General features: G+C 50.3%; 12 protein-coding genes. 6 read left to right on the top strand and 6 right to left on the bottom strand.

What is annotated here, in order from left to right:
* Positions 1–42: 42 nt before the first annotated feature.
* Together HHL17_RS32055 and HHL17_RS32050 are read left to right on the top strand one after the other, a co-directional pair.
* Positions 43–1,569 (top strand): sensor histidine kinase, encoded by a 1,527-nt coding sequence (locus tag HHL17_RS32055; RefSeq protein ID WP_169228877.1) that lies wholly within the window; start codon positions 43–45, stop codon positions 1,567–1,569.
* A 6-nt stretch (positions 1,570–1,575) separates the two neighbouring features.
* Positions 1,576–2,634, top strand: coding sequence for a response regulator (locus HHL17_RS32050; protein ID WP_169228876.1), 1,059 nt, complete (start codon positions 1,576–1,578; stop codon positions 2,632–2,634).
* 274 nt (positions 2,635–2,908) lie between these two features.
* On the opposite strand, the gene HHL17_RS32045 is transcribed toward HHL17_RS32050, so the two are convergent.
* The 3 genes from HHL17_RS32045 to HHL17_RS32035 form a co-directional block, all read right to left on the bottom strand.
* Positions 2,909–3,214, bottom strand: a complete 306-nt coding sequence (locus HHL17_RS32045) for a hypothetical protein (protein WP_169228875.1) — start codon at positions 3,212–3,214, stop codon at positions 2,909–2,911.
* Positions 3,215–3,306: 92 nt separating this feature from the next.
* The gene (locus HHL17_RS32040) at positions 3,307–3,990 is read right to left on the bottom strand and encodes a hypothetical protein (RefSeq protein ID WP_169228874.1); all 684 of its coding nucleotides are present in this window, start codon (positions 3,988–3,990) and stop codon (positions 3,307–3,309) included.
* Positions 3,991–4,134: 144 nt separating this feature from the next.
* Entirely contained in the window at positions 4,135–5,640 is a 1,506-nt protein-coding gene (locus HHL17_RS32035; RefSeq protein ID WP_169228873.1) for an ArnT family glycosyltransferase, read from the bottom strand.
* 184 nt (positions 5,641–5,824) lie between these two features.
* Between HHL17_RS32035 and HHL17_RS32030 the strand changes: the two genes are divergently transcribed.
* The 3 genes from HHL17_RS32030 to HHL17_RS32020 all read left to right on the top strand — a co-directional run bounded on the left by HHL17_RS32030 (position 5,825) and on the right by HHL17_RS32020 (position 10,696).
* Positions 5,825–8,335 (top strand): cation-translocating P-type ATPase, encoded by a 2,511-nt coding sequence (locus HHL17_RS32030; protein WP_169228872.1) that lies wholly within the window; start codon positions 5,825–5,827, stop codon positions 8,333–8,335.
* Between the two features lie 82 nt (positions 8,336–8,417).
* Positions 8,418–9,383 carry a 2-hydroxyacid dehydrogenase gene (locus tag HHL17_RS32025; RefSeq protein ID WP_169228871.1) on the top strand — a complete coding sequence of 322 codons (966 nt, stop codon included), beginning with the start codon at positions 8,418–8,420 and terminating at the stop codon, positions 9,381–9,383.
* Between the two features lie 50 nt (positions 9,384–9,433).
* The gene (locus HHL17_RS32020) at positions 9,434–10,696 is read left to right on the top strand and encodes an acetyl-CoA C-acetyltransferase (RefSeq protein WP_169228870.1); all 1,263 of its coding nucleotides are present in this window, start codon (positions 9,434–9,436) and stop codon (positions 10,694–10,696) included.
* Between the two features lie 8 nt (positions 10,697–10,704).
* On the opposite strand, the gene HHL17_RS32015 is transcribed toward HHL17_RS32020, so the two are convergent.
* Complete coding sequence (locus HHL17_RS32015; RefSeq protein WP_240976014.1) at positions 10,705–11,847, bottom strand: TlpA disulfide reductase family protein; 1,143 nt, start codon at positions 11,845–11,847, stop codon at positions 10,705–10,707.
* Positions 11,848–11,959: 112 nt separating this feature from the next.
* Here HHL17_RS32015 and HHL17_RS32010 point away from each other — a divergent pair, with 112 nt between their 5' ends.
* A complete protein-coding gene (locus HHL17_RS32010; protein ID WP_169228869.1) occupies positions 11,960–12,190 on the top strand; it encodes a hypothetical protein in 231 nt (76 codons plus the stop codon).
* Positions 12,191–12,320: 130 nt separating this feature from the next.
* Here the strand turns inward: HHL17_RS32010 and HHL17_RS32005 are convergent, their stop codons facing one another.
* Positions 12,321–12,896: a DUF1543 domain-containing protein gene (locus HHL17_RS32005; protein ID WP_169228868.1), complete on the bottom strand. Its 576-nt coding sequence runs from the start codon at positions 12,894–12,896 to the stop codon at positions 12,321–12,323.
* 44 nt (positions 12,897–12,940) lie between these two features.
* On the bottom strand, positions 12,941–15,610 hold the full coding sequence (locus tag HHL17_RS32000) for a GH116 family glycosyl-hydrolase (protein ID WP_169228867.1): 2,670 nt from the start codon (positions 15,608–15,610) through the stop codon (positions 12,941–12,943).
* Between the last annotated feature and the right edge of the window lie 16 nt (positions 15,611–15,626).

The raw sequence follows: 15,626 nt of genomic DNA, 5'->3' as shown, positions 1-15,626 counted from the left end.
TAACAATGGATTCCTTATTTTTATACAGACCCTTTCAGACCCATGACCATCACAAGCACGGCACGTATGCCAGGTTTTGAGCTGCTCTTCAATCATGCTACACAGGGTATACTCCTGGTAGACGGGGCCGGCCTGATTCAGGCGGCCAATCCCTGTTTTCTGGAATGGAGCGGCCACACCGCTGACGAAGTGCTGGGCAAACCGATGGACACTTTGTTGGCCGGTGATATCCGTTCATGGCTGCGTTGTAAAAACGGACAGGCGTTGCCGGTAAAAGTAAGCAGTACTTCCTATCTGCAGGAGGACCAGCATTACCAGATTTGTTTCGTCACCGATATTTCTACGCAGCAACAAACAGCCGACGCGCTGAAACGCGCACAGGACGCTCAACAGCTGGAAGCGCACATCATGGCAGGCAAAGAGTCTGCCTACAGGCGGGTCAGTAATTTCCTCAACAGTATCTGGACCAATCTCGATGCCATCCTGATTGTTACTGAACCGATGGGGCATATCCGCTTCTTTAATCCTGCCGCCGTAAAAATGCTGGGCTATCCCGCCCGTGAGGTGACTGATACCGGCGCCCTGATACAGTTTCACGACTTTCAGGAGCTGGAGTACCGGGCCGCCAAACTATCGGATGAGCTGCAACAACAAGTGGAACCAGGCTTTGACAGCCTTACCGTCAAAGCCCGGCTGAACCTGCCTAATGAAAACGAATGGACTTACATCCGTAAAGATGGCAGCCGGTTCCCGGTAGCGTTAACGGTATCGGCTATACGGGATGAAAACCAACAGATCACCGGCTACATTGCCATAGGCCTCGACATTTCCGCCCGGCGTAAGTCGGAAGCAGAGCTGCGGCAGGCGCTGGACAAGGAAAAAGAGCTCAACGTGCTCAAATCCCGGTTTGTGTCTATCGCTTCACATGAATTCCGGACACCACTCAGCACCGTGTTGTCATCTACCTACCTGCTGGAAAAATATACCACTACAGAAGACCAACCCAAACGACTGGCGCATATCCGGAAAATAGCTTCCGCCGTACATCTGCTGACCGATATCCTGAATGATTTCCTGTCACTCGGAAAAATCGAGGAAGGCAAAATACAGGTACGCCCTGCGCTGACCGACACACGGAAACATGTTGAAAAAATACTGGCAGAAGCCGAAGGACTGAAACGGGGCAAACAACAAGTGGTATACAGCCACGAAGGCCCGGCAGAAAGTTCATTCGACGGTAGCCTGCTTCGCCACGTGCTCACCAACCTCGTGTCCAACGCATTAAAATTTTCTCCTGAAGAGGGTATTGTTTATGTACGCACGTTATCAACAGCCTACCGGCTTACCTTGTCGGTAAAAGATTGCGGCATTGGCATTAAATCAGAAGACCAACAGCACCTGTTTGAAAGATTTTTCCGCGGCAGCAACGTGGAAAACATCCAGGGCACCGGGCTCGGCCTCCATATTGTGGCCAAGTACACGGAGCTCATGAAAGGACAGGTTACTTGTCACAGTGAACCAAACAAAGGCACCGAATTCATCGTTCATATTCCCACGCCCAAAACCTGACATATCTTGGAAAAAATCCTGTTAATCGAAGACAACAAAGATATCCGTGATAACCTGGCGGAGATTCTTGAACTGGCCAATTACCATGTACTGACGGCCTCCAACGGCAAAGAGGGTGTGACCATAGCCCTGGAACAACAACCCGATCTCATTGTATGCGATATCATGATGCCCGTGCTCGACGGCTACGGCGTACTGCATATGCTACATAAGAATGAAAGCCTCCGGCCTATCCCCTTCATTTTTCTGACGGCAAAAACCGAACGCACCGATGTCAGAAAAGGGATGGAGATGGGCGCCGATGACTATATCACCAAACCGTTTGAAGGAGCGGAACTACTCAGCGCCATCGAAAGCCGCCTCAGAAGGTGTGCAGAAATACGGCAGCCGGAAACCTCCGGCATCAGCGGGTTACATACGCTGTTGTCCAGCACGTCAGGCAAAGACCTGCTGGCCTCCCTGAAGGAAGACCGCAACACCAATCATTATAAAAAGAAACAACAGATATACGCCGCCGGCAACAGGCCGGAAAGCCTGTACTATATCATGGAAGGCAAGGTAAAAATCTATCAGCGTAATGATGATGGGAAAGAGCTGATCACCGGGTTGTATAACGAAGGAGATTTTTTGGGTTATACGGCTTTACTGGAAGCGGGCGCCTACCAGGAGAGCGCGGAAGCTATTGAAGACACCGTACTGGCCATCATTCCGCATCAGGATTTTGAAGACCTGGTGAACAACAATCCGGAAGTACTGAGCCGTTTTGTGCAATTGCTGGCTAAAAACATTGCAGAAAAAGAACAGCAACTGATTGCGCTGGCCTATAGCTCCCTGCGTAAAAAAGTAGCTTCCGCCCTGATTACGCTGGACCATAAGTACAACACTACACAAAAAACACATTTTGAAATAGATATCAGCCGGGAGAACCTGGCTGCTGTGGCCGGAGTGGCCAAGGAGTCGCTGATACGGACACTCGGGGATTTCAGGGACGAACAACTGATTACGTTACGCGATGGTACCATTGTGCTGATGGAAAAAGATAAAATTGCCGCGATGCGCAACTGATCCGGCTTATAACACTTTTTGCCCCGGGCCAGTGAGCCCGGGGAACAAAAAATGATCTCCACACATCATCTCTTTCACATTCCCCACAATTTCAAACCCATCATCTCTGCATAGCACTTTCACATTCCCATCCATTCACAAACCATCCCTACACTCACTTTCACAATCTTTACTCCACGCTCTCACTCCTTCAATTTCGCTACACTTTCATCCACACATTCACATTACATCTTTTACAATCGTCTTCCTTCTCATTTATCAATCATTCAGGTATCTACTCTAATTGCCAGTTGCGCAGCAGGTTATTGAACGCCGCTTTCATCTTTTCAAATTCTTCCTGCATTTTCCGCATATCCTGCGTCAGCACCGGCCAGTCGTGTGGGGCTTCTTCCCTGGGCTGGGGTACAATATCCAGCCAGTCCAGCTGCTCCATCACCTCATGCCGTAATAATTTCAGCGATTCATTTTTACTGATCATTTTCTCCTGAAACGCTTCCGCCTGGTCTAAAAATTCCCGGGAGTTAGTATGGCGCAGAGAGGCAGTCAGCCTGTCCAACAGTGCTGTGTTCTCTTTTCTCAATCCTTCCAAAATACCTAGCCACCCTCTGCATATCTGCTGATCCTGCAGATTCTTGCCCCTTATTTCTTCCCGGTTGTTCATAATAAGTACTGCTAATTATAATACACTTGCAGACCATTTAGCCGTTGCTGGTCTTCCCAGTGTTGCAGCAAGGTAACCATTCCACGCTGTATCAATGACATTTCCTTGATGCTGTTGACCAAGTCCTGCATTTTTCTATCTGCACAAATATCATAAATATTGCTGTCACCATCAATACATTTCTGTAAATATCTGGCTGTCCGGTTGCTTTCCCGGATAAATGCCTTCATCACGTCTCTCACATTGCCGTGGTAATCCGGCCTGAAGGACTGTAAAGCCGTATCATCAGCCTTGATACGAACAGCCGGTTTCATCTCTTTCTCCAGGCTTTCCAACACCACTGCCTGATAGGTGCTCAGTTCACGGTAATAACTGATGATCACCTCATTGAACTCCATAAACCCTACGGCATTATGTTCCTGCCGACTGGCCACATACAGCGCCTCCAGTTTGCGGGAGAGCCTCGCGGCATGTGGTAATGCTGTATCCTTCAACTGCCGGGCCAGTTCCGCCGCATAAAAACCGTTGAAGTCAAATATCTGTCGCTGGTTTTCCAGCAACGTTTTGATACCAGACTTGGATTTATATTGCTTGAAAATATATCCTCCGTACTGGCGCAGCCTCCTGATCGGATAAAAAAGAAAGCCTTCACAAAATCTCCGCTGCAGGGATGAGGAAAAAAAACCGGTAAACATATGCGTTCATATTAAAAAAAGAAAAACATTAAATATTCCCGACATCACAAAGGTACCCCCACCCCCAACCCTGAACAATGATAAATGTGGCAACATGCAATGATTGTCATCAACGTAACCGGTGATCACCGTCAACGACTGCCGTTATTCTACAGCCGGCTGCAACGGCGGCCTGTAATCGAAACAACGGTATACCAGGAATTTACGTACTACCCTGCCATGCAGTTTTACAATAATGGGTGGCAACGGCTCCACAGCGGAGAAATATGGCTGCAACTCCTTCACAAATGCCTGTTCGTCTTTATCATCCTTCACATCTGTCAGAGAATTAACAAAGATGGCATTCCTGCCTTCCAGCCTGCGCAGATCAGTACCTATATAATCAAATTGAAGCGCAGGCACTCCTATAACATTCCGTGAATACACCAGCTCAGGGAGATAAAAATTGAGCATGGCACTCGTTTTATAATCATCTGCAGAAAAAATAAAATCATCGGGGTATTGTCTGCGTACCTCTCTCATCGCTTTCCCCAACCCTTCCCAGCCGACCATCGTATCATCTGAATGAATAGGCACCGGGTAAAAAAGGATTTCCACTGCCAGCGCCACATGCACCACCATTGACACAACCCACTGCCAACGGATAAATTTCATGCCCATCCAGGCGCTCACCCAGATAATACCAGTGATATAGCCGGGCATCATCCAGTTCAGCTTCACCCAATAAATGGGAGAAATCAACATAAAACCCAAAAATGACGGCAGGAAAAAACAAAACAGGAACAACTGCTTCGCCGGCACGCGCCAGCCCTTTCGCAGGTAACGCCTGAAAGCCTTGTATAAATAATAGCACAACGCGCCCAGCAATACCGGTATCAATACGGCAGCCTGGTGACCGATAACACCCAGGAAATCCAGCGGATGCAGCTCCATGCCGCCCACTCTTCCGGACGACTGAAAACGGAAAGAGGCAAACTGATTGTCTACATTCCAGATCACCACCGGGGAAATCGTCAGTAAAAAAAACGCGATGGCCAGCAACAGCCATGGTGACCAGAGATAGCGCCGGTACCGGGCAGACAACAATAAAAACAAAATGGCGCCCGCTGGTAAAAAAATGCCGGTATACTTACTGTCAAAGGCAAGTCCCATAGCGATGCCAGTCCACACCCACGCCATACGGCTGCCCTCAAACACGGCCTTGTACAAGGCGATCAGCGAAATACTCCACCACAGCATCAGCGGCACATCGGGCGTAGATACGAGCGACAGCAACGTGATCATTAGCGTGGAATACAGCAGCAGCCCCGCATTCCAGGCACGGCGCCGCGACAGGAAAAAGGTGGCCAGGTGGTAAAAAGCCAGCAACGTACCGATCGTCACCAACGTGTCGGCCAGTTTAATCACCCAGGCATGCCTGCCTAATACATCCGTGAAAATCCGCAGCGTATAGGCGATAGCCGGCGGATGATCAAAATAGGACAACGCCAGATGCTGACCGTAAAAAAAATAATACGCGTCCTGAGGCATCAGCCCCATAGCGCCTACAAAAGAAAGTCTTAATACAGTAACTATACAGATGGCAGCTACCAGCCATTTATTCGCAGAGAGGTATCTGAAAAACAGATTGCTCGGGCCAGGTTTCCGCATGAGTTGTGACGACAGTTAGATAAATAAGCCCACAAGAACCATTCCGGACGTGTTTCTGTACTGAAGATAACACTTTTGCCTATTGCCCCGCTATTATTTGCTATATTAGACATGCTATTATTTCCCCATCCTGATGCAAACTGTGGCGGTTTTCAACGGCAGTATCAACAAAAAAATCCGATGTATGGCAGCAGTAAAAATAAATCTCCCTGAAAATATCAGCGGTCTCGATGATGCAGCAGTAGCTGCTTCCAGAGAAGAGAACGGCCGTAATATTCCGCCGGAGCCATCCATCAATCCGGTGCTGGCACTGCTGAAGGAGATATTGCAGGAGCCCATGCTGATGCTGCTGATAGCTGTCACGGCCATCTATTTTGTATTGGGCGAATGGGGCGAAGCGTATTTTATGCTGGCTGCCATCGCCGTGGTATCCGGCATTTCCTTTTATCAGGATAGCCGTAGCCGTAAGGCCCTGGAAGCGCTGGAGAAAATGAATGAGCCGCTGAGTAAAGTAATCCGTAACGGCACGCTGCAATCTATCTCCACAGCGGATATCGTGATCGGTGATATGCTGGTAATATCAGAAGGAAATACCATCAATGCTGACGGGGTGATTGTGCATAGCAACGATTTCTCCGTGAATGAATCAGCATTGACAGGAGAAGCCTATGCCGTGTTTAAGGAAGCAGACAGCGATGATCCTTACGTATACAGCGGCACGGTGGTCGTGTCCGGCCTCGCCATCTGCCGCGTGGAACAGATCGGGGAACAGACCAAAATAGGACAGCTGGGCAAGGCCATTTTGGATATCAGGGAAGAGCCCACCCCACTGCAACAACAGATAGAACAATTTGTAAAATGGATGGCCATCGTCGGTATCGGCGTGTTCCTGGCGGTATGGCTTTACAATTTCATCCAGAGCCGCAGCCTGACCGGCAGTCTGCTGAAAGGCCTTACCCTTGCCATGTCCATCCTGCCGGAAGAGATACCCGTGGCCTTCACTACTTTCATGGCGCTCGGTTCCCGGCGGCTGATGCAACTGGGCATTATCGTCAAAAAGATACGCACGGTGGAAGCGCTGGGCAGCGCCACTGTTATCTGCACCGATAAAACCGGTACCATTACGGAAAACAGGATGAGCCTGCAGTCTGTGTATAACGCTGCCGACCATACGTTGTATGAAGACGGTCAATGGCCCGCCGCCGTTATCCGCGTCGCCATGTGGGCCAGCGAGCCGGTACCGTTTGACCCTATGGAGAAGACGCTGCACCAGTTGTACTTGCAGACTACGGGCACGGACGAACGCCCACAGTACACTATCGTTCACGAATACCCGCTGGAAGGTAAACCGCCCATGATGACCCACGTTTTTGAAACAAATGAGGGTCAAAGAATCATCGCTGCCAAAGGTGCGCCTGAAGCAATTCTCCGCGTTTGTCATCTGCCGGAGGCAGAAAAAAACCGGGTACAGCAACAGCTCAACCAACTGGCCGAAAAGGGTTACCGCATATTGGGCGTGGCCACATCTGACTTTACTGGCACGGATTATCCGGCACAACAACAGGAACTGCCCTTTTCCTTTATTGGGCTGGTAGCTTTTCATGATCCTCCCAAAGCCAATATAGGAGACGTTTTCCGGCAGTTCTATCAGGCCGGTATCGATATTAAGATCATCACCGGCGACAACAGCGCCACCACCAAAGCTATTGCCACACAGGCAGGCCTTCGGCATGCGGCGGAAGCAATAGACGGAGAAACGCTGATGCAACAATCCCTGCCCGATATGCAGGCCACCCTGCAACGGGTGAACATCTTCACCCGCATGTTTCCCGAAGCTAAACTGGCCGCTATCAATGCGCTCAAAGCTGACAACCAGGTGGTGGCCATGACCGGCGACGGTGTCAACGACGGGCCTGCACTGAAAGCCGCCCACATCGGCATCGCTATGGGAAAGAAAGGCACCGAGATCGCCAAACAGGCAGCAGCGCTGATCCTGGTAAACGATGACCTCTCCGGCATGGTAGACGCCGTGGCCATGGGCAGAAGGATCTACACCAATATCAAAAAAGCAGTACAGTACATCATCTCCATTCATATTCCTATTATCCTCACTGTATCCCTACCGCTGTTCCTGGGGTGGGCCTATCCCAGTATTTTCACGCCGGTACACGTCATCTTCCTGGAGTTGATCATGGGCCCTACCTGCTCCATCGTTTACGAAAACGAACCAATGGAAGCCAACGCCATGCGGCTGCCGCCACGCCCTATCAGCCAGACGTTTCTCTCTTTTAAGGAGATGGCCATCAGCCTGCTGCAGGGACTTGTGATCACCGCCGGGGTACTGGGCGTTTATCAATACAGCCTGTCGCAGGGACATGACGAAATATATACTCGCAGCATGGTATTCACCACGCTCGTGCTGGCCAATGTATTTCTCACGCAGGTCAACCGCTCTTTTTACTATTCATTTATCACCAGCATGCGCAACAGTCGCAACAAACTGATGGTGGGAGTCATCCTGATCACCCTGGTATTGCTGGCCGCCATGCTTTATATACCGCCTGTGGCAGGTTTCTTCAGTATCACGGCATTGGATATACGTTCCTTACTGACATGCGCCACTGTTGGCGCGATATCTGTGTGGTGGTTTGAGCTTTGGAAATGGAGCAAGAGAATCAGACATTTAGAAATTTAGATATTTGGTTATTGAGAGATTTCTTAAGTATGAAGGAGTTCCTCATCCTTCAAAAAATATCTAAATAAAAAGATAACTAAATATGAAAATATTCGCGACTAGAGTTATTCCACCTGATGGATTGGAGTTATTACAACGTGCAGGCCTGACCGTTACCCAATGGACCGAAAAGCGGGGACTTTCCGCAGCAGAGCTGATAGCACACTGTCAGCAGTACGACGCGCTGCTGCTGGCCAGCGACAATCATATAGACCGTGCTTTCCTGGAGCAGTGCCGTCATCTGAAAATAATCGCTTTATTATCTGTTGGATATGACAAAGTAGATGTGGCTGCCGCTAATGACCTGCGTATACCAGTGACCAATACACCGGGTGTATTAAGCGCCGCCACGGCCGATACCGCTTTTCTGCTCATGCTGTCGGTGGCCCGCAAAGCTTTTTTCCACTACAAACGTATCCTGCGCGGCGATTGGAATTTCTCAGAACCGACGGCCAACCTGGGCATCGATCTGGAAGGGAAAACACTCGGCATCTGGGGGTTGGGCAATATCGGTCATGTGATGGCCAAACGTTGCGTCAGTGCATTCGGCATGAAAGTGATTTACCATAACCGTGGCCGCAACGAAGCCGCAGAAAAGGAGCTGGGAGCTGTCAGGGTTTCTTTCGAAGCGCTGCTGGCACAAAGCGATGTGCTCTCTGTACATACCGCGCTGACACCTGAAACCACCGGTATGTTCAACAAGGCAGTATTCAGCCAGATGAAACCCTCCGCTATTTTTATCAACACTGCCAGAGGCGCCATCCACAACGAGGGCGATCTTATTGCCGCGCTGCAACAGGGTGTTATCTGGGGCGCCGGGCTGGATGTGACCAATCCCGAACCTATGCAACCGGATAATCCGTTGCTCGATATGCCTACTGTGGCCGTATTGCCACATATTGGCTCCGCCACCGTGGAAACACGCAATGCCATGTCAGTGATGGCCGCCAAAAACATCCTGGCAGCTTTCAATGGAACACCGCTGCCCAATCAGGTAACCAGCCTTTGACAGCATGGCCGCTTCTTCCATTTTAAGTACCTTTAAGTAAATGCGCTTTTATGAGAAAAGTGGCTGTTATCGGCGGAAAACGTATCCCTTTCGTCAAATCCTTCCGGGAGTATAACCGGGTTTCCAATCAGGAAATGCTGACTGCCTGTCTGCATGCTCTCGTCAGCACCTATCAGCTGGAAGGCGCCCGCATTGGCGACGTAGCGCTGGGCGCGCTGCTGAACCGTTCCACCGAATGGAATTTTGCCCGGGAATGTGTACTGGGCACTGCGCTCGATCCACACACACCGGCGTATAATGTGCAACGCGCCTGTGGCACCAGTCTCGATGCCGCTATCCAGCTGGGCCTGCGCATTGCGGCCGGACAGATAGAAACCGGCATCGCCGGCGGCAGCGACACCAACAGCGACCTGCCGCTGATGCTGCAACAACAGCTGTCATGGAAGCTCACCGCGCTCAGAGCCGCTAAAACACTGGGCGAAAGACTACGGATACTGAGCTCCATCCGTTTCCGCGAACTGTCACCGCTCTATCCTTCCATTGTGGAACCCCGCACGGGTCTCTCTATGGGGCAACATACCGAAAAGATGGTGCAGGAATGGGGCATCAGCCGGCAGGACCAGGACGCACTGGCCTATACCAGCCATATGAACGCTACCCGTGCCTATATAGCCGGCTTCTTCGAAGGCCTGGTCATCCCCTTTAAAAATGTCAGCCGTGATACCATCATCCGCTCCGATACCACGCCCGATAAATTAGCTATGTTGAAACCCGCCTTCGACCATAGCGGCAAAGGCACGCTCACCGCGGGCAACAGCACCATCTATACCGACGGCGCCGCCGCCTTGTTGCTGGCATCCGAAGAATATGCCCAACGCCGGCAGTGGCCTGTGCAGGCTTATCTGACGGACGGAGAAACCGCCGCGGTAGACTATGTACATGGTGAAGGGCTGCTGATGGCGCCTACCTACGCCGTAGCAAGACTGCTGAAACGCAACAATCTGCGCTTGCAGGATTTTGATGTCTATGAAATTCATGAAGCATTCTGCGGACAGGTACTCTGTACCCTCAAAGCCTGGGAAGACGCCGCCTACTGTAAAAAACTGGGGTTGGATGCACCATTGGGAAGTATTGACCGCAGCAAGCTGAATACCAAAGGTGGCAGTGTGGCCATCGGTCATCCTTTTGCGGCCACCGGGGCAAGAATTGTGGCGCAAACGGCCAAAATGCTCCAGGAACGCGGCGAAGGCAGGGCGTTGGTATCCATCTGCACCGCGGGTGGCATGGGCGTTACCGCGATCCTGGAGCGATAATTATGTTGTTATTGCAGCAATTTAGCCAGTTCCTTTTGCAGCGCTTCGCCACGCAGGTCGATAGCAACGATCTTTCCATTAGGATCGATCAGGAAATTCTGCGGGATGGAACGGATCATATACAGCGTGGCTGCATCTGCTTTCCACCATTTCAGGTCACTTACATGATGCCATGCAAGGCCATCCTTTTCAATCGCTTCTGTCCATTTATTATGCTGTCCCTCGCGGTCCAGTGACACGCCCAGCACCGTAAAATTTTTGTCTTTATACTGCTGGAATGCTTTTACCACATTCGGGTTTTCTGCACGGCAGGGACCGCACCAGCTGGCCCAGAAATCGAGCAGTACATATTTACCTTTCAGGTCAGACAACTTCAGTGTTTTACCATCCGGCGTAGTGGAAGCAAAATCAGGCGCAGGCTGATTAATGCCCAGTTTGGCAGAGGCTTTCAACAGGTCCTGAATAGACAGGCCTAAAGAGGATTGACGCAATGCGGGGGTGAATTTCGCAAAACGTTTTTCAGCAGCAGCCACATCTCTTACAGGGCTGCCGAGGTTTTCCTTGAAGTTCGTCAGGCTGATGTAATAGTCCGGATGCGCATCAATAAAGGTATTGGTCATCACCTCCTGCTTTTCAAACAACACGTCCATCCGTTTGCCCCGGGCCATCATTCCGGCGGTATCTGTTTTACCATTGGGTGACTGCATCAGCTGCATGTATTCTTTACGTGCAGAATCGATTTGCCGTCTTACCTCTTTCAGCTGTTCCTGTAACTGGTCCTCCTGCGCATTGATCGAGGCGCCCTTCACGAGACCTTGTGCCAGCAAGTTACCTCCACTGGTGTCTTTAACGGTCAATGTTACTTTGTCGCCCGGTGCAAGGAACATCACTTTCACTCCCCGGTAGATCTTGCCATCTTCTTTCTTTGCTACCCTTAATAAAGCCTGGATGGTGTCTGTTAAAGGATGAGACAGTGTGAAGGCGCCTTTCTCCACTTTAGCGGAATCCAGGAATGTAGAGCCTTTTGCCAGATAGATGTACTCATTGTTGAAAACAGGCGGTATTTTACCAGTGATGGTTACCCCTTTTTTTTGTGCATACAAGTTGGTCATGCCTGCCATAGCAGCGCATACGAGAAAAACTTTTTTCATCGGTGGTTTATGGTTGGTTGTGGCCGGAAAAGTACTAACAAAAACGGAAAAATGATTTACCGCTCATCCTTATGGCGTAGTCTTTGTAACGGTTTCAGTAAAATCATGAGGTATGGCAAAGCAACGTAAACCCGCCGGTCAGCCCGATGGTAGCGAACACTATACTGAACGGGAAGAAACCGGTGAATTCCGTCAAACAGAGGAAACCAACAACTATGGTATTGTCCAACCCAACCCACCGAGCCAGGAAGATCAGGAAGAACCGGAAGATCAGGAAGAGCTGGAATTTGATGAAGATCTGGACGAAAACTCAGAAGAAGAAATTGATGAAGAAAACCCCTAGTCATTTACGGATTTTTGAATTTTTTGATTTAGAGATTTAAAAATGCATAGGAGATCAATATTATATAACACAATATGATCTTCGCTAAAAATTCCAAAATCAAAAAATTCCAAAATCCGTAAATTATTAATTATAGTTTGTGGAGCTGGAAATAACCCAAATACACTTCATCTTCAGGCACGGGCGTCGCTGCCGGCGTTATTTTCAGTTGGTACTGTGTTCTTACGGGTTCTGGTAAGATATCTTTTACAGGGATGATATCATCCACATCCACTCCATACTTGTCATCCACATGGGAAGTAGCGGCAGGAGAAGTTTCGGTAGAGAAAGTATTATGTTTGTAGAAAGCTGTTTCTTTTGCTTCCCGGATAGCTGCGCCGATATCTTTGCTTACACTCAGCATTTTATAGTGATATTCTTCCATTTCTCCCGGCTTGTATCCGCCAAGGTTCAGGAAATACAGCTGTTCCGGATTGTCTACCGCTTCGTCGCGGGACACTACCGTAATCTGATAGTTGCCGACGCTGGTTACTTCACGCCAGGCATCTACATGCAATTTGTCACCGGCTTCGGGCCAGAAGGCTTTCATAGCTGGTATCAGATCGCTCACTTTATGCGCGATGCCGAAAAAAACATCGTGTTGTTCCGTATGACGGCCGGGCGTTGTACAGCCCAGTAATAACATGTACAGTTTCAAAGATTCCATTGACAAAGGGTTTAACGAAAACACAAAACTACTTAATTCTGGTTTTATGAAATCATGGTTACCTGCAACGTTTCTCCCGCATGCAGGGTGACAGCCTGTTTCAAGGTAATGGTAACGCGGCCGTTCTCATACGAGAACGTAGCGGGCAACTGTCGCGTCCCCGCTTTTACCACCACCGTGGCCGGATTGGCCTGCTCAAAACAACAGGTCAGCAAAGATAGCTTGCCGTGTTTCAGCGCCAGCCGGTATTCTCCGCGCCCATGTTGTTGTTGCTGCGTATACGTGCCCCATCCTTCAGCGGTAACGAAAGGCGCTTTGAATTGCTCTTTTTGCAGTGCAGGCGCAAAGCGGATGTATTGATGCGGGCCATGATAGGCAAATCCGCAGGCAGTGATAAAGGTACCGTAACTGGCCATGGCGCGGGCGTAGTGGTCGCTGCACTCAATTTCGTTGAACGGATTACGTTTGGCCGCATGGTAACGGTCATGCACGGCTTTGGTGAGCGTGAGCGCTTCGGTGGTCATCCCTTCAGCCATCATATGCGAGGCTACCTGGTGTTCAAAGCCGCTCATGCATTCATTGAAATATCCCAGCTGCCACGCATCTTTCACACCGAAAGGATATTCTTCTTTATAGGGATTGGTATTCATGATCATGCCCCCTTCGCCCGGCAGGGCATAAGGACGGCCGCCCGAATGGGTAGCCAGATACGGGCCCACATCTTCCATAAAATTATATTTCCACAAAGCACGCAGGGCAGATAACGTTTTTTCTTTGTCCAGCACCCTGTCCATGCCTACCTGGAACGCCCAGCTCTGGCCGTACACCTGATCTATGTGACAGGTATTGTAACTGCCAATAACAGAACGGCCCTTCACCTTGTCCGGCTGATGGATAAAGTACTCACCGTTGTACAGCTGCGATTCCATATTCCGGCGGCCTTTTTCCACATAGTCTTTACAGGTACTGGCAAAAGCAGTATCTCCCACTTCGGTGGCCATAAGGGCGCCTGCCTGTACCGCAGCGATACACAATCCGGCTATCCAGGCAATTTCCCCGTCCCAGACGGCATCCAGCGTATTCTCCATGGGCGTGTCTTCCAGCCCGTCGCCGTTGCGGTCCTGACGGATGATAAACTGTGTGGCCTCTTTTATCTGCTGCCAGTTTTGCCGTAGGAAACGATCATCGGTCGTCATTTGATGTTCGCGGTAAATACGCAGCACGGTACCGGCCTGTCCATCGATAGCCGGGCGTTTCTCCGCTTCTCCGCGGAAAAGGATACCGCCATTGGGTTGCATGCCAATGCCCAGGTCCACCCGTTGCCGTGTATCACGCTCCAGCGCAGGGAATATCCTCCCTACTGCCTGTGCATATTGCCATACATGCGTACACGTGCCTTCGCAGGCGCCTACGCCTTCCCAGGCATAGAAACGGCCCGATTGGAAACGGTGCGCGGTGGTAGTGGCCAGGGTGGAAATATTCATGAAGGTGCGCTCCATCAGCCACCATGGCAGTGATGCGTCGTACCAGGTATTTTTCCACAGGCGGCTGTCGCCGGTCAACCGGGCATGATGCTCCTGCACATAATTCACTACTGCAGCGGCATCGGCAAAGTGATTGGCATAATACCGGCCTTTGCCCTCTATGTCTTTAAAGGAAAGATTCGGAAAATACCAGCCGATGGCGAAGTCCGTACGTATATCCTTTCCCGGTAGCAGGCGATGTTTTACCATCACACCGCCGGTCAGTTTTTCATTGATGCCGTGTACGGCCGCCTGATCACGGGGCTGGTTAAACGAAACTGCGGTGATCGGCAATGCCAGTTGTGTGTTGATGTTCGCCTTTTCATCGAGGGCCGCCAGACAGAGGTTACCATAATCAGGACTTTGCTGCAATACGGTATCTACGGCCTCTTTGGCTCGTACAGCAGACAACACGCCTTTCCAGCCTTTACCACCGGTAGCGGTGTTAACACGCTCATGCAGATTTTCCTTTGCATGATATATAGCCACCTTATTTTCCAGCCATCCCAGCAAAGTGGCTTCCACCGGTACTTTGCCTTTGTTACGAATATGGAAGGAAAGCAGGGTGACCGGCAAACCGGAATCATCTTCCTGCAATGGTATAAAGGGAGAAAATGCTTCCAGCGTCAGTTCTATCGGTAGCGCAGGATCTATATAGCGGATGGTCGCCATCGGATAGGTGGCCTCAAAAGCTATCTCCGGCCAGCTGGCCTCATCCAGCAAACGAATGATGGTTTCTTTTCCTATGGTGAGTTTCAGCGCCATCCCCTGGTCCAGCGGACGGATATTTTTGGAGGGCTGTATGTAACAGGCACCATCGCGGGAACGGACTTTTTTCGCTTGTCCGAGCACCGCCTCTTTCCATTCTACTTCTTTGGGCTCTATGCCTTCCTGGTTCCTGTTGAAAATATCCCACAGCCACAAACGGCCATCACCGCCGAGGTACACAGTACCGCAAAGGATACCGCCTACCGGCATACCAATGTATTGCAACTCGTTCCGGCTTTTCAGATAAGTAGTGGTCTGGCCACGATCATATAAGGATGCCAGCCAGACGGTATCCGGCTGTCTTGTCAGCAGCAGGCTGCCATCCGGTGCAATCGCCCGGCCCAACGCCGGTATCTTTATCATCATAGTGCCAGCCATGGCCAGCCCGATATTCTTCAGAAATTTTCTGCGTGCGAGTCCCATAGGAGATCAATTGGTC

It is taken from the genome of Chitinophaga fulva (genome assembly GCF_012927205.1).
GTDB lineage: Bacteria > Bacteroidota > Bacteroidia > Chitinophagales > Chitinophagaceae > Chitinophaga > Chitinophaga fulva.
The sequence above is the reverse complement of the archived record's forward strand: the minus strand, read 5'-3'. Positions and strand labels throughout refer to the sequence as shown.